Origin of the sequence: Streptomyces fractus, from assembly GCF_049844455.1 — a bacterium.
Classification (GTDB): domain Bacteria; phylum Actinomycetota; class Actinomycetes; order Streptomycetales; family Streptomycetaceae; genus Streptomyces; species Streptomyces fractus.
This window is the reverse complement of sequence record NZ_JBMYHI010000002.1, coordinates 8,119,915-8,140,644: the sequence shown is the minus strand read 5'-3', so window position 1 is coordinate 8,140,644 and position 20,730 is coordinate 8,119,915. Positions and strand designations below refer to the sequence as shown.

General features: G+C 72.8%; 20 protein-coding genes. 10 read left to right on the top strand and 10 right to left on the bottom strand.

Annotated features, from left to right (window positions below; all coding sequences use genetic code 11):
• The first annotated feature begins 111 nt into the window (after positions 1 to 111).
• Complete coding sequence (locus ACP4E5_RS39025) at positions 112 to 885, top strand: SDR family oxidoreductase (protein ID WP_425837669.1); 774 nt, start codon at positions 112 to 114, stop codon at positions 883 to 885.
• A 3-nt stretch (positions 886 to 888) separates the two neighbouring features.
• Here the strand turns inward: ACP4E5_RS39025 and ACP4E5_RS39020 are convergent, their stop codons facing one another.
• Genes ACP4E5_RS39020 through ACP4E5_RS39010 form a run of 3 tightly spaced genes read right to left on the bottom strand, consistent with a single transcriptional unit; the run spans position 889 to position 4,044 of the window.
• Positions 889 to 1,335: a nuclear transport factor 2 family protein gene (locus ACP4E5_RS39020; RefSeq protein ID WP_425837666.1), complete on the bottom strand. Its 447-nt coding sequence runs from the start codon at positions 1,333 to 1,335 to the stop codon at positions 889 to 891.
• 30 nt (positions 1,336 to 1,365) lie between these two features.
• Entirely contained in the window at positions 1,366 to 2,886 is a 1,521-nt protein-coding gene (locus ACP4E5_RS39015; protein WP_425837663.1) for a class I adenylate-forming enzyme family protein, read from the bottom strand.
• 39 nt (positions 2,887 to 2,925) lie between these two features.
• A complete protein-coding gene (locus ACP4E5_RS39010) occupies positions 2,926 to 4,044 on the bottom strand; it encodes an alpha/beta hydrolase family protein (protein WP_425837661.1) in 1,119 nt (372 codons plus the stop codon).
• Between the two features lie 150 nt (positions 4,045 to 4,194).
• Between ACP4E5_RS39010 and ACP4E5_RS39005 the strand changes: the two genes are divergently transcribed.
• From ACP4E5_RS39005 to ACP4E5_RS38995, 3 genes are all read left to right on the top strand, one after another.
• Positions 4,195 to 4,767 carry a VOC family protein gene (locus ACP4E5_RS39005; protein ID WP_425837658.1) on the top strand — a complete coding sequence of 191 codons (573 nt, stop codon included), beginning with the start codon at positions 4,195 to 4,197 and terminating at the stop codon, positions 4,765 to 4,767.
• Positions 4,768 to 4,997: 230 nt separating this feature from the next.
• Positions 4,998 to 6,500, top strand: coding sequence for a class I adenylate-forming enzyme family protein (locus tag ACP4E5_RS39000; protein WP_425837655.1), 1,503 nt, complete (start codon positions 4,998 to 5,000; stop codon positions 6,498 to 6,500).
• A 96-nt stretch (positions 6,501 to 6,596) separates the two neighbouring features.
• Positions 6,597 to 7,274 carry a TetR/AcrR family transcriptional regulator gene (locus ACP4E5_RS38995; protein ID WP_425837652.1) on the top strand — a complete coding sequence of 226 codons (678 nt, stop codon included), beginning with the start codon at positions 6,597 to 6,599 and terminating at the stop codon, positions 7,272 to 7,274.
• A 15-nt stretch (positions 7,275 to 7,289) separates the two neighbouring features.
• Here ACP4E5_RS38995 and ACP4E5_RS38990 read toward each other — a convergent pair whose 3' ends face one another.
• The gene (locus ACP4E5_RS38990) at positions 7,290 to 8,141 is read right to left on the bottom strand and encodes a class II fructose-bisphosphate aldolase (protein WP_425837649.1); all 852 of its coding nucleotides are present in this window, start codon (positions 8,139 to 8,141) and stop codon (positions 7,290 to 7,292) included.
• A gap of 34 nt (positions 8,142 to 8,175) precedes the next feature.
• Positions 8,176 to 9,096 (bottom strand): SIS domain-containing protein, encoded by a 921-nt coding sequence (locus ACP4E5_RS38985; RefSeq protein ID WP_425837646.1) that lies wholly within the window; start codon positions 9,094 to 9,096, stop codon positions 8,176 to 8,178.
• A 157-nt stretch (positions 9,097 to 9,253) separates the two neighbouring features.
• Here ACP4E5_RS38985 and ACP4E5_RS38980 point away from each other — a divergent pair, with 157 nt between their 5' ends.
• The 3 genes from ACP4E5_RS38980 (at position 9,254) to ACP4E5_RS38970 (ending at position 12,390) form a co-directional block, all read left to right on the top strand.
• Positions 9,254 to 10,033 (top strand): DeoR/GlpR family DNA-binding transcription regulator, encoded by a 780-nt coding sequence (locus ACP4E5_RS38980; RefSeq protein WP_425837643.1) that lies wholly within the window; start codon positions 9,254 to 9,256, stop codon positions 10,031 to 10,033.
• A 347-nt stretch (positions 10,034 to 10,380) separates the two neighbouring features.
• Positions 10,381 to 11,589 (top strand): MFS transporter, encoded by a 1,209-nt coding sequence (locus tag ACP4E5_RS38975; protein WP_425837640.1) that lies wholly within the window; start codon positions 10,381 to 10,383, stop codon positions 11,587 to 11,589.
• Between the two features lie 54 nt (positions 11,590 to 11,643).
• Complete coding sequence (locus tag ACP4E5_RS38970; RefSeq protein ID WP_425837638.1) at positions 11,644 to 12,390, top strand: maleylpyruvate isomerase family mycothiol-dependent enzyme; 747 nt, start codon at positions 11,644 to 11,646, stop codon at positions 12,388 to 12,390.
• A 25-nt stretch (positions 12,391 to 12,415) separates the two neighbouring features.
• Here the strand turns inward: ACP4E5_RS38970 and ACP4E5_RS38965 are convergent, their stop codons facing one another.
• The 3 genes from ACP4E5_RS38965 to ACP4E5_RS38955 all read right to left on the bottom strand — a co-directional run bounded on the left by ACP4E5_RS38965 (position 12,416) and on the right by ACP4E5_RS38955 (position 15,135).
• Positions 12,416 to 13,081 carry a response regulator transcription factor gene (locus ACP4E5_RS38965; RefSeq protein ID WP_425837635.1) on the bottom strand — a complete coding sequence of 222 codons (666 nt, stop codon included), beginning with the start codon at positions 13,079 to 13,081 and terminating at the stop codon, positions 12,416 to 12,418.
• Positions 13,078 to 14,331, bottom strand: coding sequence for a sensor histidine kinase (locus ACP4E5_RS38960; protein WP_425837632.1), 1,254 nt, complete (start codon positions 14,329 to 14,331; stop codon positions 13,078 to 13,080). The genes ACP4E5_RS38965 and ACP4E5_RS38960 overlap by 4 nt, the downstream gene beginning before the upstream one ends.
• Before the next feature lie 78 nt (positions 14,332 to 14,409).
• Complete coding sequence (locus tag ACP4E5_RS38955; RefSeq protein WP_425837629.1) at positions 14,410 to 15,135, bottom strand: TetR/AcrR family transcriptional regulator; 726 nt, start codon at positions 15,133 to 15,135, stop codon at positions 14,410 to 14,412.
• Positions 15,136 to 15,283: 148 nt separating this feature from the next.
• On the opposite strand from ACP4E5_RS38955, the gene ACP4E5_RS38950 reads away from it, so the two are divergent.
• On the top strand, positions 15,284 to 15,742 hold the full coding sequence (locus tag ACP4E5_RS38950; protein WP_425837626.1) for a nitroreductase family deazaflavin-dependent oxidoreductase: 459 nt from the start codon (positions 15,284 to 15,286) through the stop codon (positions 15,740 to 15,742).
• Positions 15,743 to 15,745: 3 nt separating this feature from the next.
• Here the strand turns inward: ACP4E5_RS38950 and ACP4E5_RS38945 are convergent, their stop codons facing one another.
• A complete protein-coding gene (locus tag ACP4E5_RS38945; RefSeq protein WP_425837623.1) occupies positions 15,746 to 16,984 on the bottom strand; it encodes a geranylgeranyl reductase family protein in 1,239 nt (412 codons plus the stop codon).
• 153 nt (positions 16,985 to 17,137) lie between these two features.
• On the opposite strand from ACP4E5_RS38945, the gene ACP4E5_RS38940 reads away from it, so the two are divergent.
• Positions 17,138 to 18,499, top strand: coding sequence for a dipeptidase (locus ACP4E5_RS38940; protein WP_425837621.1), 1,362 nt, complete (start codon positions 17,138 to 17,140; stop codon positions 18,497 to 18,499).
• Positions 18,500 to 18,571: 72 nt separating this feature from the next.
• The gene (locus ACP4E5_RS38935; protein ID WP_425837618.1) at positions 18,572 to 19,336 is read left to right on the top strand and encodes an MBL fold metallo-hydrolase; all 765 of its coding nucleotides are present in this window, start codon (positions 18,572 to 18,574) and stop codon (positions 19,334 to 19,336) included.
• Here the strand turns inward: ACP4E5_RS38935 and ACP4E5_RS38930 are convergent.
• Complete coding sequence (locus ACP4E5_RS38930) at positions 19,306 to 20,301, bottom strand: NUDIX domain-containing protein (protein WP_425837615.1); 996 nt, start codon at positions 20,299 to 20,301, stop codon at positions 19,306 to 19,308. The genes ACP4E5_RS38935 and ACP4E5_RS38930 overlap by 31 nt on opposite strands.
• Positions 20,302 to 20,730: the final 429 nt, after the last annotated feature.

The following is a 20,730-nucleotide window of genomic DNA, read 5'->3' as shown; positions in this document are numbered from 1 at the left end:
ATCGAGGGAGCGACAGCTGCGGACCGCACTCGGCCCGGCGGCCACGACCGGCACACCGCCACGCACATCCGCCGGGCGAGGCGAACGAACCACCACGACGGAGGTCACCTGATGGAACTCGGAATACGCGGGAGGGTCGCGCTCGTCGCCGCCTCCACCGGAGGCCTCGGCCGGGCCGTCGCCGAAGCACTCGCCGCCGAGGGCGCCCGGGTCGTGGTGAGCGGGCGGCGGGGCGAGCAGGCGGCCGAGGTCGCCGCCGGGCTGCCGGAGGCCGTCGGGGTCGCCGTGGACCTGCGGACGCCGGACGGACCGCAGCGGCTCGTCGACGCGGCGCGCGAGGCGTTCGGGGCGCCGGACATCGTGGTGCTCAACGGCCCCGGCCCGCCGCCCGGCGCCGCCGCGGACACGAGCGGCGACGCGTACGCCGCCGCCTTCGACACCCTATTCCTCGCCCAACAGCGCCTCGTGGAACTGACGTTGCCCGCGATGCGCGCCAACGGGTGGGGGCGCGTGCTCGCGGTCGGCTCCAGCGGGATCGCCGCACCCCTGCCCGGGCTCGCCGCGTCGAACGCGGGGCGGGCCGCGCTCGCCGCCCACCTCAAGACCCTCGCGGCGGAGGTCGCGGCGGACGGTGTGACGGTGAACCTGCTGCTGCCGGGGCGCATCGCCACCGCGCGCGTGGCGGAACTGGACGCCGCCAAGGCCGCGCGGTTGGGCCGCACCACCGAGGACGTCGCGGCCCAGTCGCGGGGCACGATTCCGGCGGGCCGCTACGGCGAGCCCCACGAGTTCGGCGCCGCGGCCGCGTTCCTGTGCTCGGCGCCCGCCTCGTACGTCACGGGGACGGCGCTGCGCGTCGACGGCGGCCTGGTGCGGAGCCTGTGACCGTCAGCCGGTCCGTGCCTCCCGTGCCGCCCGTATCGTGGCGCGGTGGGCGGAGTCCAGGTACTCGTCGATGCGGCTGATCCGGCCGTCCTCGATCCGTACGTACATGGCGGCGTGCAGGGTCACCGGGGCGCCGCCGGGCAACGTGCCGTGCAGGACGTGCTGTTGGAGCACGCCGTCGTCGAGGCGGGCGCGCCGGACGATGTCGTAGCGCAGGTCGGCGACCGTGCGGTGCAGGCCCCGCAGCACCTTGAGGTTGTCCTCCACGGACTGTTCCACCAGGTCGTCGTTGTGCCAGATGACCGCGTCGGGCGCGTACAGGGAGCGGACGGTGTCGATGTCGCCGGCCTCGATGGCGGCGAGGAACCGGTCGATGATCCGGTCGATCGGCGGGTCGGCGAGCGGGTCGGCGAGCGGGTCGGCGAGCGGGTCGATGCGCGGGGCGTCCATGGGCACTCCTCCGGGGGTGGCGGCGATGGATCAGCGGGCGGCGGCGCGGCCCCGCAGGTCGCGCTTGAGCACCTTGCCGGTCGTGGTGCGGGGCAGTTCGGTGGTGAACTCGACGCTGCGGGGGCACTTGAAGTGGGCGAGCCGCTCGCGGGCGAAGGCGATCAGGTCCTCCGCAGTTGGCGTCCCGGACCCGGCCGGGACGACGACGGCGTGCACGGCCTCGCCCCAGCGCGCGTCGGGGCGGCCGACGACGGCGACCTCGGCGACGCCGGGGTGACGCGCGAGGACCGCCTCGACCTCCGCGGGGTAGACGTTCTCCTCACCCGTGATGATCATGTCGGTGGCCCGGTCGAGGATGGTCAGGCAGCGGTCGGCGTCGAGCCGGGCGATGTCGCCGGTGCGGTACCAGCCGCCGTCCGTGAAGGCCTCGGCGGTGGCCTCCGGTGCGTTCCAGTAGCCGCTGAACAGGCAGTCGCCGCGGATCAACAGTTCGCCCGGACTGCCGGTGGGCACCGGCCGCCCGTCCGGGTCGACGATCTCGACCTCCCAGCCGAAGGAGATCCGGCCCGCCGTGGCCAGGCGCGGGTTGTCCGGCTGATGGTCCTCCGGCGCCAGCAGGCTGATCATGCTCTGGCTCTCGGTGTTGCCGTAGATCTGCCGGAACCGGCAGCCGAAGGTGGCGAGGGCCGCCTCCAGCGAGCTCGGGGTGATGGGCGCGGAACCGTAGGCGATCTCCACGAGGCTCGACAGGTCGGGGGCGCGGTCCCGGCCGCGTACCTCCGCGACGAGCATGTCGACGAGGGAGGGGCCCGCCGTGAAGAACTGGATGCCCTCGCGCTCGACCGTGTCGATCGCCGACGCCGGGCGGAACGCCGTGGGAATCACCAACGTGCCCGCGGTGAGCAGCACTTGGAGTGCCTGGCCGAGGCCGCCCAGGTGGAAGAGCGGCATCAGTTGCAGGTGTCGCGAGCCCGCGACCTGGTCGCCGATCTCCAGGGCGAAGGCGGCGACGCTGGTGATGAGGGCGCCGTGGCGCAGCGGCACCGCCTTGGGCCTGCCGGTGGTTCCGCTGCTGTGCACGAGAGCCATCACGGCGTCGCCGCGCAGCCGCTCGACGGGCCGGGCGGGCGCGGGCGCGTCCAGCAAGTCACCGTCGCGCCACCCGTCGCGGAGCGGGCCGCCACCGATGCGGACGCACAGCGGCAGGCCGTGGGGCGCGGCGAACTCCGCGTCGGCGGCGACGGCCACCGGCCGGAGCAGATCGAACAGATCCTTCAACTCACCCGCTGACAGGCGCCAGTTGACCATCGCGGGAATGGCGCCTACGCGCATCAGCGCGAAGGAGTGGACGAAGAAGTCCGCGCTGTTGCGCGCGATCACCGCGACGACGTCCCCGGGAGCGACACCCGCCCGCGCCCAGCCGCCGGCCCGGCGCTCCACGGCGGCGAGCAGCTCGGCGTAGGTGAGACGAGTCCCTCGGTCGTCGATCAGTGCGGGGATGTCCGGGCGCGTGGTGGCCCGCCATTCCAGGACATGGATCCAGCTCTGCATCCGTGCGCCTCCGTCCGTCCACGTACGTGTCGATGGGTGTCACGGCGTGCGCTGCGCCACCCAGTTCGCGATCAGGTCCGCGGCCAGGGACCGGGTGCCGTCCGGCTCCTGGAGGTAGTGGTCGGACTTGACGGTCTCCAGGCGCTTGTCCGGGGCGGCGAGGTGACGAAGCAGCGCGTCCGCGTCGCTGTCGTACACGCAGGCGTCGGCCGTGGCGTGCACGACGAGGGACGGCACGGTGATCCGGGCGAGGTGCGGGGCGGCGATGCACTGCGACATGCGCAGGCTCCACATCGACAGCCACGTACGCAGCGTGGAGAGCGTGCCGATGCCGAACATGCCGTAGTTGGCGCGGGCGGGCTCGCCCAGATAGCACCAGTTGGGGCGGCGGTCCGACGGCTCGATGGCCGGGTCGATCATCCGCAGGTCGGCCCAGGTGCGGTGGAGTTGGAAGAGCTGGTCGCGGGCGCGGGTGCCGCGCAGCGCGTCGAGCCGTTCGAGCGCCCAGTCGGTGATCCGCTCGTTGCGGGCGCGCTGCGCCGCCCGGTAGCGCCGCTGGAACTCCTCGTCGTACGGGGCCGGATTGCGCGGGCCGAAGGGGTCGAGGTCCGGGTCGACGGAGAGGGCGTCGGTCTCGTCGGTGACGGACGGGTCCATCCAGTTCGTGAGCACCTCGGGCCGCCCCGAGTGCGCGGCGAGCGCCACGAACAGGTCGCCCTGGTCGAGGTGTTGGATCGCCTCGACCGGCCGGCCGCCCGCGGTGGGCAGCACGTTCGGCTCGACGGCCTGCGACTGGTAGGCGGCCATCAGGGAGCCGCCGCCGGAGTTGCCGAGCAGGACGACGCGTTCGACGCCCGCGACGTCCTTGAGCCAGCGCACGCCGACGCCGATCTCCGCGAGGGCGTGGTCGAGGAGGAAGTACGGCTCGTTCCCGCGGAAACGGGTGTTCCAGCCGAGGAAGCCGTAGCCGCGCTCGGCGAGATACGGCGCCAGGTAGTGCTCGGAGAAGTCCACGTTGTAGTGGGTGGCGATGAACGCCGTGGTCGGCCGGTGCCCCTCGGGCCGGTGGTAGATGCCCTGGCAGGGATGGCCTCCCGCCCCCGCCCGCCCCACCAGCGGCGAGGGCAACCCGACGAATTCCCTGGTGATTTCGTGCACTGCGCTGCCTCCTCTGACGAGAACGGCTGTCCGGAACGACTGGCGAGAACGGTCCGCGAACGCCTGACGCGTCGGCACCCTAGCGCAGTTCTGAATCTGAGTTTAGATTCAGAACAGGATTCACCGGTCGACGTCAGGGAGGTCCGGCACATGACTTGGCGGAACCCGAAGTACGAGCTGGGCGGGGTCAACCATCTCGCCCTGGTGTGTGCGGACATGGAGCGCACGGTGGACTTCTACACACGGGTCCTCGGCATGCGCCTGATCAAGACGATCGAGTTCCCGGGCGGCACCGGTCAGCACTTCTTCTTCGACATGGGCGGCGGCAACGCGCTGGCGTTCTTCTGGTTCGCCGACGCGCCCGACGCGGTGCCCGGGGTATCGCGGCCGGTGACCGTGCCGGGCATCGGCGAGTGGACCTCGGCGGTCGGCACCATGAACCACGTCGCGATCAACGTGCCCGAGGAGCGGTTCCTGGAGTACCGGGCGAAGCTCAAGGAGGACGGGGTCAGGGTCAGCCCGGTCATCGACCACGACGACGGCGAGGACGGGTACGCCGAGAAGCTGCACGACGGCGTCTTCGTGCGGTCGTTCTACTTCCAGGACCCGGACGGCATCCTGCTCGAATTCGCCTGCTGGCGCCGGGAGATGGGCGCCCCCGGCGACGTCGCCCACACCCCGCGGACCGCGGCCGACCGGGTCTCCCCGGCCACCGCCGGCTAGGGCCCTTCTGACGGATCTGGCTGGATACGGGAGGCCGTGAATGTTCGATGCAGGCGAGCGGGGCCTGGTGCGTGCAGCTGCGAGGCGGAGGAGGGCGACGACGCGAATGGGGCCTCCCCTGCTCGAGCGAAGCCGAGAGCTTGGGGAAGTCGGCAACCGACGACAACGCGGCAGATGGGCGCACCAGGGCACGCGACTCCAGCAAGATCCGTCAGAGGGGGCCTGAGCCCGTGCCCGCCTGGCAGCACGTACTGGACTGGCGCGCCGCACATGACGCCGACCGGACCGCGCTCAGCGACGACCGGGGCGGGGAACTCGGCTACGCGGCGCTCGCGGGCGCGGTGGAGCGCGAGGCGGCGCGACTGGCGGCGGCCGGTGTGGCGCCGGGGGACGTGGTCCCGCTGCTCGCGCACAACCGGGTGGAATGGGCGGTCACACTCTTCGGCCTGCTCCGGGCCGGGGCGCTGCCCGCGCCGGTGAACTGGCGTCTCGCGCCGCCCGAAGTCGCCGTCCTGCTGGACATGATGAAGCCGCGTCATGTCGTGGCGGACGAGGCGTGCGCGGAACTCCTCGGCGCGGTCGAGGGGTTCGGCGGCGTCACCCTCCCGCTGGCACCCGACACCCCGGCCGTGACGAGCGCCCCCGTACGCCCGCACGACCGCATGCTGACCTCCGCCCCCTGCGCGCTGCTGCACACCAGCGGTACGACGGGGCGGCCCAAACTGGTGCCGGTCACGCACGAGATGCTGAACTCGGCGGCCACCTTCATGTCCCTTGAGGTGCCGGAGGCCGTGCCCGGCGCCCGGCATCTGAGCGCCCTGCCGCTGTTCCACGTCGCGGGGCTCGTCAATCTGGGCTACGCCCTGTTCACCGGCGGCCATCTGCATCTCATGGACGGCTTCGCGCCGGCCCGGTTCGTGGACGAGCTGGCCGGCCGCCGCATCCAACTCACCCAACTCGTACCGACGTTGGTGGACGCCGTGACGGCGGAAGTGGCCTCGCGCACGACACCGCCCGAGCTGTCCGCGCTGGTCGAGGTGGTGTACGGGGCATCGGCCATCCGGCCCGAGGTGCTTGAGCGGGCCGTCACCACGCTGGGCTGCCGGTTCCGGCAGGCGTACGCGAGCACCGAGACGGGACCGCTGCCGATCAGCTCGCTGTCACCCGCCGACCACGAGGTGTCCCGTGGGCGTCTCGCCACGGCGGGCCGCCCCTCGCTCGGCTGGGAGATACGGCTCGGTGAGCACGACGAGGTGCAGGTGCGCGGCGCGGCCCCCTTCCCCGGCTACTGGAACGATCCGGACGCCACCCGCCAGGCGCTCACCGCCGACGGCTTCTACCGCACCGGGGACATCGGGGCGATCGACGACGACGGCTATCTCACCCTCGTCGACCGACTCAAGGACATGATCGTGACCGGCGGCGAGAACGTGTATCCGGCGGAGGTGGAGGCGGTGCTCGCGGCGCATCCCGCGGTCCGCGAGGTCGCCGTGATCGGCGTTCCGCATCCGCGCTGGGGCGAGACGGTGCACGCCGTGCTCGTACCCGCCGAAGGGCAGGGCGAGTTCGCGCCCGAACCGTTCCTCGCCTGGGCGCGGGAGCGGCTCGCCCACTTCAAGACACCGACCGGCATCACCGTCGCCGCACACCTGCCGCGCAACGCCACGGGGAAGGCACTCAAGGGGCCGCTGCGCGAACCGTTCTGGGCCGGACACACCCGCCGGGTGTCGTAGGTAGGTAGCCTCCGGCCGCCCGCCATCGCACCCGTCGCGCCTGGTGCGAGGCCGGTCCGGATAGCATCGCGGCGGCGACGAGGAGGGGGCCGCAGCATGCGGAGACACACCGTGAGGCCCGCGCGCAAGGCGACGACCACGGCCCGGCCAGGAGCCGAGCGCGCGGCGAAGGCGACCCGGAAGGGGCGGGAGACGGACGAGGCGTTCCGCGCCGCGGCCCGCACCGTGTTCGCCAGGGACGGCTATCTCAACTCCCGGATCAGCGACATCGCAGCCGAGGCCGGCAAGTCGGTGGCGTCGTTCTACAACTACTACGACACCAAGGCCGACCTGCTGGCGGCGCTCGCCGAGGACTTCCACCACGAGGCCTCCGAGCTGACGAAGCGGCCCTACCGCGCGGGCCTCGCACCCCAGGAGGCACTGCGCGAGGCGGTGGCCGGGTTCTGGCACACGTACCGCAGGCACCGCGGTGAACTCGTCGGGGTGTTCCAGGCGTCGATGCTGGAGGAGGAGTTCCGCGACCGGTGGCTGGCGATCCGCGCCGAGGGCACCGGGATGATCGCCGCCGAGATCCGGCGGGCCCAGAAGGACGGGTACTGCCCGGGGGCCGACCCCGAGCTGACGGCGTCGGCCCTTTCGGCCATGCTGGAGCACTCCTGCTACATCTGGCTCGGGCGCGGCGACGAGGGGACCGCGGCCGACGAGGAGCGCGCCATCGACGCGCTCGCCACGATCTGGGTCAAGTCCGTCTACTGGCGCCCTGACCACCACTGAACTGAACGGCAGCGCTCAGGCGCGCACCACCCCGATGAGTTCGCTGACCGTGCGCTCCATGGCGTCGCGCGCCACCTTGAGGTACTTGCGCGAGTCGACCGCTTCCGGGTGCGCGGTGAGGAACTCGCGGATGGCCGCGGTCATCGCGATGTTCAGGGCCGTGCCCACGTTGACCTTGGCGATGCCGCCGCGGACGGCCGCCGCCAGCTCGTCGTCCGGCACGCCTGACGAACCGTGCAGCACCAGCGCCACGTCGAGGCCGTCGGCGAGCCGCTTCAGCAGGTCGTGGTCGAGCGTCGCGGTACGGGTGGTCATCGCGTGCGAGGAGCCGACCGCGACGGCGAGCGCGTCCACGCCCGTGCCGGAGACGTAGGCGCGGGCCTCGCCGGGGTCGGTGCGGGCGCCGGGCGCGTGCGCGTCCAGCGGCGCGGCCCCGTCCTTGCCGCCGACCTGGCCCAACTCGGCCTCAACCCACAGCCCGTTGGCGTGGCCCCAGTCGGCGGCGGCACGGGTCGCGGCGAGGTTCTCGTCGTAGGGCAGGCGCGCGGCGTCGTACATCACCGAGCCGAACCCGGCGTCGGCGGCCTGCCGCAGCAGGTCGTCGCTCTGTACGTGGTCCAGGTGCAGGCCGACATCGACGCGCGCGGACTCGGCCGCCGCGACCGCCGCGCGGGCGAGTGGCAGGAGACGTCCGTAGCGGTAGCGCACGGCGTTCTCGCTGATCTGGAGGATGACGGGGGCGTCCACCGCTTCGGCGCCCGCGATAACCGCCTCGATGTGTTCGAGGGTGATCACGTTGAACGCGGCCACGGCGCCGCGCCGCGCCGCCGCCGCGCCCACGAGGGTCCCTGTTGCTGCGAGGGGCACTGCCCCTCCCTTCTCAAGTCCTGTACGGGGAAGGTCAGTTGGCGTCGAGGATCACGGAGCGGGTGAGGTGGCGCGGGCGGTCCGGGTCGAGTTCGCGACGGGCGGCGACGGCGACCGCGAGGCGCTGGGCGCGGACGAGTTCGGCGAGGGGGTCGAGGCGACCCTCGATCCAGAGGCCGCCCGTCGCGGCGACCTGGCCGGCGAGACCCTCGGGGGCTTCGCCGAGCATCCACGTCGCGGTGCCGGAGGTGGTGATGCTGATGGGGCCGTGGCGGTACTCCATCGCCGGGTACGCCTCGGTCCACGACAGGGACGCCTCGCGCATCTTCAGCGCCGCCTCGTTCGCGAGGCCGACCGTCCAGCCACGGCCGAGGAACGTGAACTGTCCGCAGTCCACGAGGCCTTCGGGCAGCGGCTCGGCGAGCGCGGTGCGCGCGTCGGCGACGGCCTGCTCGGGGTGCAGGCCCAGGTGCGCGCGGAGCAGCGTGAGGGCGGTGGTCGCGAAGCGGGTCTGGACGACAGACCGCTCGTCGGCGAAGTCGAGGACGACCAGGTCGTCCACGGCGTCCGCGATCGGGGTGGCCGGGTCGCCGGTGATCGCCGTGGTGCGGGCGCGGCCCCGGTGGGCGGCGAGGAGGTCGAGGACCTCGGTGGTGGTGCCGGACCGGGACAGCGCGATCACATGGTCGTAGGACCGGCCGGCCGGGAACTCCGACGCGGCGAACGCGTCGGTCTCGCCGTGGCCCGCCTCCTCGCGCAGCGCGGCGGCGGCCTGCGCCATGAACCACGAGGTGCCGCAGCCGACGATCGCCACCCGCTCCCCCGCGGCGGGCAGCGCCGCCTTGTGCCTGGTCGCGAGCCCCGCGGCCCGCGTCCAGCACTCCGGCTGACTGTTCAGCTCGTTCTCGACGTGGCTTTCCTGCCGGCCCTGCCGACCCTGCTGGACGTTGCTCATGTCGTGCCCCCACTCCGCGGATGGCCACGCCTCTGGGGGCGCGCTCACTGATTGCGTGTTCCTGCAAGATATAGCGAGCTTTCGCGCACAATCAAGCATTAGTGCGCAGGACAGTTAAGGTCGTGACACCGAACCGAACGACGAGTTGGAGCCGCCGATGTCCCGCGACGCCCGCTGGAAGTCCCTCCTGGAACTGCTCGTCGAGCGCGGGCGCCTGGACGTGGAGGACGCGGCGAGCGAACTCGGCGTCTCGGCCGCGACCATCCGCCGCGACTTCGACGGCCTCGCCGAGCAGCAGATGCTCGTGCGCACGCGCGGCGGCGCCGTCGTGCACGGCGTCAGCTACGAACTGCCGCTGCGCTACAAGTCCGCGCTCGGCGCCGCCGAGAAGCAGCGCATCGCCAAGGCCGTCGCCGAACTCCTCACCCCGGGCGAGGCGGTGGGCCTCACCGGCGGCACGACCACGACCGAGGTGGCGCGGGCGCTCGCCGTGCGGCCCGATTTCTCCTCCGGGACGCCCGCCCTGACGATCGTCACGAACGCGCTCAACATCGCCAACGAACTCGCGGTGCGGCCCCAGTTCAAGATCGTGCTCACGGGCGGGGTCGCGCGCCCGCAGTCGTACGAGTTGATCGGCCCGCTCGCCGACGGCGTGCTCGGCCAGGTCACGCTCGACACGGCGGTGCTCGGCGTCGTCGGCCTCGACGTCACGCACGGCGCGTCCGCGCACGACGAGGCGGAGGCGGCGATCAACCGGATGCTGTGCGAGCGGGCGGAGCGCGTGGTGGTCGCGGCGGATTCCAGCAAGTTGGGGCACCGGGCGTTCGCGCGGATCTGCGACGTGGCACAGGTGGACGTCCTCGTGACGGACACGGCGGCGGACAAGGCGACGCTCGCCCGGTTCGAGGAGTCGGGGGTGCGGGTGCTCACCGTGTGAGGTGCGGGTGGCGTCTGTACGGGCCGGTTGCGGTCGACCGTCCCGACGCCACGGGGCTCCGCCCCGGACCCCGCTGCTCAATCGCCGCAGGGGCTTGAATGGCCCACGCCGTCCAAACGCCACAGGGACGTGATTGGCCCGCGTCGCCCAAGCGCCACAGAGACTTGATTGGCCCGCGTCGTCCAAGCACCACAGAGACTTGATTGACGCACGCCGTCCAAACGCCACAGAGACTTGATTGGCCCGCGTCGTCCAAACGCCACAGAGACTTGATTGCGGCACCCCGCCCGCCATGGCCCCGTCGGGCCCCCTTGTCGGGCCCCTGAGTCCCCCTCTACTCTCATTTTGTGCCGCTACTGAACAAACTCCGGGTCGTCAGCGCCGACGATCCCCGTGCCGCGTCGCTGGCCCGGCTGCGTCTGGCCATCACCGCGTTCTTCGCGCTCGACGGCTTCGTCTTCGCCGGATGGGTGGTGCGCATCCCCGCCGTCAAGGCGCAGACCGGGGCGTCCGCGAGCGCGCTCGGGCTCGCGCTGCTCGGGGTCTCGGCGGGCGCCGTCATCACGATGATGCTGACCGGGCGGCTGTGCCGGCGCTTCGGCTCGCACGCGGTGACCGTCGCGTGCGGCGTGCTGCTCCCGCTGACCGTGATCCTGCCGCCGCTCACCCACTCCCCCGTCACGCTCGGCCTCGTCCTGCTGGTGTTCGGGGCGGCGTACGGCGGCATCAACGTGGCGATGAACAGCGCCGCCGTCGACCTCGTCGGCGCCCTCGGCAGGCCGATCATGCCCAGCTTCCACGCCGCGTTCAGCCTCGGCGGCATGGTCGGTTCGGGCCTCGGCGGGCTGGTCGCGGCGCACCTGACACCCACCAAGCACCTGATGGCGATCGCCGCGCTCGGCCTCGTCGTGACCGCGTGCGCCGCTCCGACGCTGCTGCGCCACCCGGCACCGGGCCCCGTGGACCGTGTCGACGACACGCGGGAGCGGACGCACCGGCGGGTCGACGGCCGCACCCGCCTCCTCGTCCTCGTCTTCGGGCTCATCGCCCTGTGCACGGCCTACGGCGAAGGGGCCCTCGCGGACTGGAGCGCGCTGCACATGGAGCAGGACCTGCACGCCCACCCCGGCATCGCGGCGGCCAGCTACTCGTGCTTCGCGTTCGCCATGACGATCGGCAGGCTCACCGGCACGGCCCTGCTCGAACGGCTCGGCAGGACCCGGACGCTGGTGGCCGGCGGGCTCACCGGCGCGGTCGGCATGCTGCTCGGCTCGCTGGCGCCCACGGTGTGGCTCGCGCTGATCGGCTTCGCGATCACCGGGATCGGCCTCGCGAACCTCTTCCCCGTCGCGATCGAACGGGCCGGGGCGCTCGCCGGACCGACGGGCGTCGCCGCCGCGTCCACGCTCGGCTACGGCGGCATGCTGCTCGGCCCGCCCGCGATCGGCTTCATGGCGGACTGGTTCTCGCTGTCGGCGGCCCTGACGAGCGTGGCGCTGCTCGCCGCCGTGGCGGCCACGATCGGCTTCGCGACGCGGCGGGTGGCCACCACGTGATCACGTGATCAATTGACTTGCGTGCACGCACACTTCTGGCGGCAGACTCTGCGTATGCAGATTGCCGAACATATTCGAATCGTGGACGAAGAGGGCCGGCTGTTGGCCGCGGCCGCCGAGGAGGCGGGCGTCGACGCCAAGGTGTCGACGTGCCCGGGCTGGCAGGTGCGCGATCTTCTGCGCCACCAGGGCGCGGTGCACCGCTGGGCGACCTCGTACGTGGCGGAGGGCCTCCAGGAGCGCCGCCCCATGGAGGACCGCTCCGACCTGGACGGTGACGCGCTGCTCGCCTGGTACCGCGAGGGTCACCGACACCTCGTCGAGACACTGACGAACGCGCCGCCGGACGTGGACTGTTGGGCGTTTCTCCCCGCCCCTTCGCCCCTGGCTTTCTGGGCCCGCCGCCAGGCGCACGAGACGGCGGTGCACCGCGTGGACGCGCAGTCGGCCGTGAACAGTGCACTCCGCGGGGAACCCGACTCGATCACCCCGGAGTTCGCGGTCGACGGCATCGACGAGCTGCTCACCGGCTTCCACGCCCGCAAGCGCAGCCGGGTCCGCTCGGACGCGCCGCGGACCCTGCGCGTACGCGCCACCGACGCCGGTGCGGACGCCGTGTGGACGGTGCGCATCACGCAGGATCCGCCGGCCGCCGAGCGCGGCGCCGAGGGCGAGGCGGAGTGCGAACTCTCGGGTCCCGCGGCGCGCTTGTACCTGGCGCTGTGGAACCGGCTGCCGTTCCCGGAGGTGAGCGGGGACCGGGCGCTCGCCGCGTTCTGGCGGGAGCACTCGGGGGTCTGATCCGCGCGGTCCTTCGCGGCCGGTCTCAGCCCAGCCAGCCCGGCCGCACGAGCCCCGACTCGTAGGCGAGCACGACGAGTTGGGCCCGGTCGCGGGCGCCCAGCTTCACCATGGTGCGGCTGACGTGGGTCTTCGCGGTGAGCGGGCTGACGACGAGACGGCGGGCGATCTCCTCGTTGGACAGGCCGATGCCGACGAGCGCCATCACCTCCCGCTCCCGCTCGGTCAGCTCGTCGAGCGGCGCGGCGGCCTCCGGCTCCTTCGAGCGCGCCGCGAACTCGGCGATCAGACGCCGGGTGACGCCCGGCGAGAGCAGCGCGTCGCCGTGCACCACGGCCCGTACGGCGCGCAGCAGTTCGTCCGGCTCGGTGTCCTTGACGAGGAACCCGGAGGCCCCGGAGCGGATGGCCTCGAAGACGTACTCGTCGAGCTCGAAGGTGGTGAGCATGACCACCTTCACCGCCCCCAGGTCCGCGTCCTCGCCGATCCGGCGGGTCGCCGCAAGGCCGTCGAGCAGCGGCATGCGGATGTCCATGAGCACGACGTCGGGGCGCAGTTCGCGCACCAGGCGCACCGCTTCCTCGCCGTCCGCCGCCTCGCCCGCGACCTCGATGTCGCTCTGGGCGTCGAGCAGCGCCCTGAAACCGGCGCGGACGAGCGACTGGTCGTCGGCGAGCAGTACGCGGATCACTGGAGCTCCTCCGGTGCGGGGGCGGCCGTGGTAAGCGGGAGCCGGGCGACGACGCGGAAGCCTCCGTCGGCGCGCGGGCCCGCCTCGATCGTGCCACCGAGGGCCGCGGCGCGCTCGCGCATCCCGGCGAGCCCGTTGCCACTGCCGCCCGCGTCGGCGCGGGTCGCGGGCCCGTCGTCGTCGACGGTGAGGGTCAGCGCCGCGTCCCCGTACGACAGTTGTACGCGCGCGTGGCGTGAGCCCGAGTGCCGTACGACGTTGGTGAGCGCTTCCTGCACGACGCGGAACGCCGCGAGGTCGGCGCCGGGTGGCAGCGCGGTCCGCGGGCCCTCGGTGGTGACGTCGACGGTGAGGCCTGCGCCCGCGGCCTGGTCGACGAGTTCCGGGAGGCGGTCGAGGCCGGGGGCGGGTGCGCGGGGCGCGTCGCCGGGGGTCCGGAGGGTGTCGAGGACCTGCCGCACCTCGCCCAGCGCTTCCTTGCTCGCGCTCTTGATGGTGGTCAGCGCGGTGCGCGCCTGTTCGGGGTCGGTGTCGAGCAGGGCGAGCCCGACGCCGGCCTGCACGTTGATCACGGAGATGGAGTGGGCCAGCACGTCGTGCAGTTCGCGGGCGATGCGCAGGCGCTCCTCGTCGGCCCGCCGCTTGGCCGCCTTCTCCCGCTCCACGCGCGCGTGGACCCACTGTTCGCGCCGCACCCGCGCCAGCTCGGCGACCGCCATCACGGCGAGCACCCAGGCCGCGACGATGCCCTCCGCGCCCCACCCGGCGGGCCCGTCGCCGGACGGCGGCAGATACGCGTACAGCCAGTGCGCGATGAGCAGATGCCCCGCCCAGAGCAGTCCTGCGGCCGCCCACGCCGCCCACCGGCGCCCCGCCACGATCGCGGAGAAGCACGCGAGGGCGACGAGCAGGAACACCGGACCGTACGGGTATCCGGCGCCCAGGTACACGGTCACGCACGCCGCCGTCCCGAACGCGACGAGCACGGGGTACCGCTGACGCCACAGCAGCAGGGCGCCCCCGGCGAGCATCAGCAGCCGCGCGAAAACGTCCAGGTCCGCGCGCTCGCCGGCCTGCCCGTGCGCGGCGAAGTTCGTCCCCACGAGCACGAACGCGGTGACGAGCAGCGTGGACCGCCAGGGCCACCTCCGGCCGCCCTCTGCGGACCCGCTCTCCCATCGGGCCCGCAGCCACGGTGGCCCGCCCCACTGCCGGGGCGGGCCACCGTCACGTACGCGCTGCTCGTCCATGCCGCCACGCTAAGCGCCGAGGGCGGCGCCGGGCGTCCGCCGTGCGAGGTGATCACGTGTACTTCCCCGGGAGTACGGCTACACGGTGAGCCCGACGCCGACGGCGAGCCGCTCGACGGCGTGCGCGAAGAACGGCGAACGGTCCTCGACGACCCGGTTGAACTGGCCGAACAGCTCGAAGCCGACGAGCCCGAAGAGCTGCGCCCACGTGGCGACGAGCGCGGCCACCACCGCCGGCGGCAGGTCCGGCGCGAGGTCCGCGGCCAGCCGCTCGGCCTCGGGCCGCAGCGCGTCGGAGAGCGGAGGCGGCGTCACGCCCCCGCCCACGTGCGCGTCCCGCACGATCCCCATGAGCAGCAGTCCGACGCGCGAGGCGGCCCGGACGGTGCTGTCCGGGGCGGTGTATCCGGGCACCGGGGATCCGTAGATGAGCGCGTACTCGTGCGGGTACTTCAGGGCCCAGTCCCGCACCGCGCCGCACACCGCCGTCCAGCGTTCGGTGGCCGACGACGTCCGGACGAAGCCGAGGTCGGCGTGCTCGGCGGCCTCGCCCAGGGCGTCGTACGCGTCGATGATGAGCGCGGTCAGCAGGTCGTCGCGGCTGGGGAAGTAGCGGTACAGGGCCGAGGAGACCATGCCGAGTTCGCGGGCCACGGCGCGCAGCGAGAGCTTGGCCGCGCCGTCCTCGGCGAGCTGTCTGCGCGCCTCGTCCTTGATGGCGGCGGTGACCTCCTCGCGGGCGCGGGCGCGTGCTCCTCGGGCGGCACTTGTGGTTCGCGGGGGTGTGCTGCGGCTCGTACTCATGGTTCGAGTGTTCCACGGAAACGGAGCGGTGCACATGTTCCGGTGCGGCGCTCAAAAACAAGAGCAGTGCTCTTGCTTTGGATCACCGGACGGGTGCACACTGCTCTCAAGCGAGAGCACCGCTCTCGAAAATCATCCGGGGGTCACCATGACCGCACAGTCCGAGCCCTACTACCTCAAGGCCGGTCCGGTCTCCGTCCGCATGAACAAGGCCGTGGGCTGGCTGGCCCGCCGCGGACTCAGCCTCGCGGGCTCCGCTGAGCTCTCCGTGCGCGGCCGCAAGAGCGGCCAGATGCAGCGCATCCCGGTGAACCCGCACTCGCACGAGGGCGCGCAGTACCTGATCTCGGCCCGCGGCCACTCGCAGTGGGTGAAGAACATGCTCGCCGCGGGCGGCGGCGAGCTGAGGGTGGGCCGCAAGGTCCGCACGTTCGAGGCCGTCGAACTGTCCGACGACGACCTCAAGCGCGACGTCCTGCGCACCTACCTGGAGCGCTGGGGCTGGCAGGTCAACGACTACTTCAAGGGCGTCACGGCGAAGTCGACGGACGCCGAACTCACCGCCGCCCTGCCGGACCACCCGGTCTTCCGGATCACTGTCGGGTGACCGTCACCGGTCGAGCCGCGACAGCGCCCGTCCCGCCACCGGATGCGTCCGCACGAGCTCGCCCAGGGAGGACGAGCCCCGCGTGATCCTCGCGAACGCGTTCCACGCGGGGCGCAGCGAGGTGATCGCGGCGTGCAGCAGTCCCGGCTTGCGCTCGAAGACCGCCAGCATGCTCTTGCCGACGGCCATTTCGACGCCGAGCCCGGCCTTGACGGCGAACGCGTAGTTCAGCGCCTGGCGCCGCGCGTCCACCGCGTCGTGCGCCTCGGCGACGCGCACCGCCCACTCCCCGGCGAGCCGCCCCGAGCGCAGCGCGAACGAGATGCCCTCCCGGGTCCACGGCTCCAGGAGGCCCGCCGCGTCGCCGCACACCAGGACCCGGCCGCGCGAGAGCGGCGAGTCGTCGGCGCGGCAGCGCGTCAGGTGCCCGGACGAGATCGACGGCTCGAAGCCGGCGAGCCCGAGCCGCGCGATGAAGTCCTCCAAGTACCGCTTGGTGGCGGCCCCTTCGCCCTTCGCCGAGATCACGCCCACGGTGAGTGTGTCGCCCTTCGGGAACACCCAGCCGTAACTGCCGGGAATCGGCCCCCAGTCGATGAGGACCCGTCCCCGCCAGTCCTCGGCGACGCTCTCGGGCACGGGGATCTCCGCCTCCAGGCCGAGGTCGACCTGGTCCATCTCCACACCGACGTGCGCCCCGATCCGGCTGGCGCTGCCGTCGGCGCCGACCACGGCCCGCGCGAGGATCGTTTCACCGCTCTGCAATCCGACCGCGACGGTGCGCCGGTCGGGCACGGCGCTGCCGTGCTGCTCGACGCTCGTCACCGTGACTCCGGTGCGCAGCTCGGCGCCCGCCTTCTGCGCGTGCTCGACGAGCTGGGCGTCGAACTCGGGCCGGTTGATGAGCCCGAACAGCATCTTCTTGGAGCGCCGGGTGCGCGTGTACCGGCCGTTCAGGGAGAACGTCACCGCGTTGATCCGGTCCTTGAACGGCAGCACGAAGCCGGGCGGCAGCGCGTCCCGCGAAGGGCCGATGATGCCGCCGCCGCACGTCTTGTAGCGGGGCAGTTCGGCCTTCTCCAGGAGCAGCACGCGGCGCCCCGCGCTCGCGGCCGCGTGCGCGGCGGAGGCGCCTGCCGGGCCCGCGCCCACGACGACGACGTCCCACACGCTCCCGGAGGGCCCGCCGCCGCCCGTCTCGATGCCGTCCGTGCCGTCCGTCGCCGGATTCTCGCTGCTCACGATGGTCTGCTGCTCCCGTTTCGGCCATCTTGGAATGCCTGCCGCACCTGTCCCAGGCATCCTACGGCGGGCCGTGTGTCAGTCCCCTGTGGGAGGATCTTCCGCACACGCTGCACACCCAGTACCAACGTCGCACCTACGAGGAGCGTGCCCATGTCGCCGCATCCGATCGCCGAGACCGTCGCCTCGCTCATGCCGAGGGCCAAGGCGGAGCTGACCGAACTGGTCGCTTTCAAATCGGTGGCGGACTTCGAGCAGTACCCGCGGAGCGAGAGCGAGGGCGCCGCGAACTGGGTCGCCGACGCGCTGCGCACCGAGGGTTTCCAGGACGTCGCGCTGCTCGACACCCCGGACGGCACGCAGTCGGTGTACGGATTCCTGCCCGGCCCCGCGGGGGCGCCCACGGTGCTGCTGTACGCGCACTACGACGTACAACCGACGCTGGACGACGCGGCGTGGGTGACGCCCCCGTTCGAGCTGACGGAGCGGGAGGACGGCCGCTGGTACGGGCGCGGCTCGGCCGACTGCAAGGGCGGCGTGCTGCTGCACCTCCTGGCGATCCGCGCGCTGAAGGCCAACGGCGGGGTCCCGGTCAACGTCAAGGTGATCGCGGAGGGTTCCGAGGAGCAGGGCACGGGCGGCCTGGAGCGCTATGCCGAGCAGCACCCCGAGCTGCTCACGGCCGACACGATCGTCATCGGCGACGCGGGCAACTTCCGCGTCGGCCTGCCCACCGCGACGGCGACCCTGCGCGGCATGACGCTGGTCCGCGTCCAGGTCGACACCCTCGAAGGCAACCTGCACTCCGGCCAGTTCGGCGGCGCCGCCCCGGACGCGCTGGCCGCCCTGGTGCGCGTCCTGGACTCGCTGCGCGCCGAGGACGGTTCGACGACCATCGACGGCCTCGACTCGGCCGAGTCCTGGGACGGCCTGCAGTACGAGGAGGACGCATTCCGCAAGGACGCGAAGGTGCTCGACGGCGTCGGCCTGATCGGTTCCGGCACGGTCGCCGACCGCATCTGGGCGCGCCCCGCCGTCACCGTCCTCGGCATCGACAGCCCGCCCGTCGTCGGTGCGACGCCGTCCGTGCAAGCGGGGGCCCGCGCGCTGATCAGCCTGCGCGTCCCGCCGGGCGCCGACGCCTCCGAGGCCACGAAGCTCCTCATGGCCCACATCGAGGCGCACACCCCGTGGGGCGCCCGCGTCAAGGTCGAACAGGTCGGCCAGGGCCAGCCGTTCCGCGCGAACACCGCGAGCCCCGCGTACGCCGCGATGGCCGACGCCATGCAGCAGGCGTACGACGGGCAGGAGATGCAGTACGCGGGTCAGGGCGGCTCGATCCCCCTGTGCAACACGCTCGCCTCGCTCTACCCGGAGGCGGAGATCCTCCTCATCGGCCTGAGCGAGCCGGAGGCCCGCATCCACGCGGTCAACGAGTCGGTGTCGCCCGAGGAGCTGGAGCGCCTCTCGGTGGCGGAGGCCCTCTTCCTGCAGAAGTACGCGGCCGCCAACTGACCTCGCACCGCCCGCCTCTGCCCTGAGCCGATTCGTACGCGGTTCGGGGCACGGGGCTCGTACGGTCGCGGCATGGACACCACCGGCGCGTACCCGATCACCGAGACGGTCGACGTCACACCCCGGCTCCGGCTGCTGCGGTTCGCCGTCGGCCAGGCCTGGCTCTGGCGCGACGGCGACGAGTTGACGCTCATCGACGCGGGCGCGGTCGGCGCCGCGGGCCCCATCGCCGAGGCCGTACGCGCGTGGGGGCACGATCCCGGCGACGTACGGCGGATCGTTCTCACGCACTTCCATGAGGACCACGCGGGCGGCGCCGGGGAGTTCGCGCGCCTCAGTGGGGCCGAGGTGTTCGCGCACCGGCTGGACGCGCCCTTCATCCGCGGTGAGCGGACCGGCCCCGGCCCGGCCTACGAGGACTGGGAGCGCCCTCTCCACGCCCAGGCCCTCGCCCAGCTCCCGCCGCCTCCGGCCGACCCTGTGCTCCCTTACTACGTAAGGGAGTTGGACGACGGTGACGTGCTCGCATTCGGCGACGGGGCGCGCGTGGTCGCGGCGCCCGGACACACCGAGGGGTCGATCGCGGTCCATCTCCCCCGCCACGGCGTGCTGTTCACCGGCGACGCGATCGCGGCGTCACCGCTGGACGGGCAGGTGATGCTCGGCGTGTTCAACCTGGACAAGGAGCGGGCGATCGCGTCCTTCCGGCGGCTCGCCGGGCTCGATTGCGAGGTGGCCTGCTTCGGGCACGGCGATCCGGTGGTGGGCGGGGCGGGCGCGGCGCTGCGGGCGGCGGTGGCGCGCGCTCACCCCGTCGGCACCCCGGCCTCCAAGTAGTGCGCGGCGCCGCGCTCACGCGCCCTGAGGGCCCAGCGCAGGCGCTCGAACCGGACGGGCGGCAGCAGCACGGCCGCCTCGTCCTCCGTCACGAAGCGCCACGCACGCAACTCGGGGCCCGGCAGCAGCACTTCGCGCGCCCGCGAGCCCGCGAGCCGGCCGCCGTCGAAGAGGAGGCGCAGCCCCCCGTAGCCGGGCGGCGCGGGCGCCTCCCAGTCGACGACCAACAGGCGTGGCACCTCGTCGAGTTGGATCCCCGTCTCCTCAGCCACCTCGCGCACCCCCGCGCGCGCGGGCGCCTCGCCCGCCTCGACGACACCGCCGGGGAACTCCCAGCCCGGCTTGTACGTGGGGTCGACGAGCAGCACCCGGTCCTCGTCGTCGAAGAGCAGCACGCCCGCGGCGACCGTCTCGGCGGTGGGCTCGGGCGTCTGCACGATGTCGCAGGTCGGCGCGTCGCCGGTGCGCAGGGCGGCGGCGATGCGGAGGGCGGTCTCGTACGGGGACAGGGCGCCGCTGTCGACGGGGTAGGCGTCGGCGGCGAGCCAGCCGGAGAGCGCGGCCCGGTACGGCTCGATGTCGGCCGGGGCCTCACCGGCGGGGTCGCGAGCGCGCAGGATCGTTTCCCCTGGAGCAAGGAGCACATGGCACACGGGAATCCGCCGGGCCGCGAGCCCACCGAAGACCTCGTCGCGGTACTCCTGGCGGAGCAGCCCCATCGGCACCACGAGCACGCCGCCCAGTTCGGCGAGGAGCGCCGCGGCGGTGTCGACGACGAGGCGCCGCCAGATCGGCAGGTCCTGATAGGCGCTCACCTCGGCGAGACGCTTCGCGGGCAGCAGCCGCTCCAGCTCGCCGTCGATCACCTCGGGGTCGAAGAGTGTGCTCTTGGGGATCAGGTCGATCAACTCCCGCGCCGCGGTGGTCTTCCCCGCGCGGGATGCCCCGTTGATCCAGACGATCACGGTTCCCCCTCATCCATCGGCCCCCTGTGGCTTGCCCGCAACACCCTGTCACGGAAACCAGCCGCTGATGAGGGGATCGATGTATACGCCAGCGACCTCGCGGCCCGCTCCGGGGACCACCGTACGGAGAACCCGCCCGCCGCCCAGGGAAGTCACGGCAGGCGGGCTCTGCGTACTGGGCGGCAGCACGCCATGACACCGCCCGTGCGACTCCGGGGTATCGGGGGGAGCCCAGGAGCCGCGCACGGGAGACCCGCGGGACGGATGGCGTCCACCGCTGCCCGACGGTCGACGACCGGCCCTGATCATGAACTCCCGCGCTTTTCTTCGAGCCAGTCAAGCGCGCCGCGACGGCGGGCGACACCGTGTGTGCGCGGCCGGTGACGGTGCGGAGTTCACACGGGGTGTGTATCGAACACACGGGTAGCG

Bases quoted from the DNA above. Each gene is read 5' to 3' on its own strand.
- ACP4E5_RS38935 (WP_425837618.1), top strand. From the start codon at position 18,572: ATGGACACCACCGGCGCGTACCCGATCACCGAGACGGTCGACGTCACA.
- ACP4E5_RS38980 (WP_425837643.1), top strand. From the start codon at position 9,254: ATGTCCCGCGACGCCCGCTGGAAGTCCCTCCTGGAACTGCTCGTCGAG.
- ACP4E5_RS38950 (WP_425837626.1), top strand. From the start codon at position 15,284: ATGACCGCACAGTCCGAGCCCTACTACCTCAAGGCCGGTCCGGTCTCC.
- ACP4E5_RS39005 (WP_425837658.1), top strand. From the start codon at position 4,195: ATGACTTGGCGGAACCCGAAGTACGAGCTGGGCGGGGTCAACCATCTC.
- ACP4E5_RS38940 (WP_425837621.1), top strand. From the start codon at position 17,138: ATGTCGCCGCATCCGATCGCCGAGACCGTCGCCTCGCTCATGCCGAGG.
- ACP4E5_RS38960 (WP_425837632.1), bottom strand. From the start codon at position 14,331: ATGGACGAGCAGCGCGTACGTGACGGTGGCCCGCCCCGGCAGTGGGGC.
- ACP4E5_RS39015 (WP_425837663.1), bottom strand. From the start codon at position 2,886: ATGCAGAGCTGGATCCATGTCCTGGAATGGCGGGCCACCACGCGCCCG.
- ACP4E5_RS38970 (WP_425837638.1), top strand. From the start codon at position 11,644: ATGCAGATTGCCGAACATATTCGAATCGTGGACGAAGAGGGCCGGCTG.
- ACP4E5_RS39020 (WP_425837666.1), bottom strand. From the start codon at position 1,335: ATGGACGCCCCGCGCATCGACCCGCTCGCCGACCCGCTCGCCGACCCG.
- ACP4E5_RS39025 (WP_425837669.1), top strand. From the start codon at position 112: ATGGAACTCGGAATACGCGGGAGGGTCGCGCTCGTCGCCGCCTCCACC.
- ACP4E5_RS38995 (WP_425837652.1), top strand. From the start codon at position 6,597: ATGCGGAGACACACCGTGAGGCCCGCGCGCAAGGCGACGACCACGGCC.
- ACP4E5_RS38955 (WP_425837629.1), bottom strand. From the start codon at position 15,135: ATGAGTACGAGCCGCAGCACACCCCCGCGAACCACAAGTGCCGCCCGA.
- ACP4E5_RS38985 (WP_425837646.1), bottom strand. From the start codon at position 9,096: ATGAGCAACGTCCAGCAGGGTCGGCAGGGCCGGCAGGAAAGCCACGTC.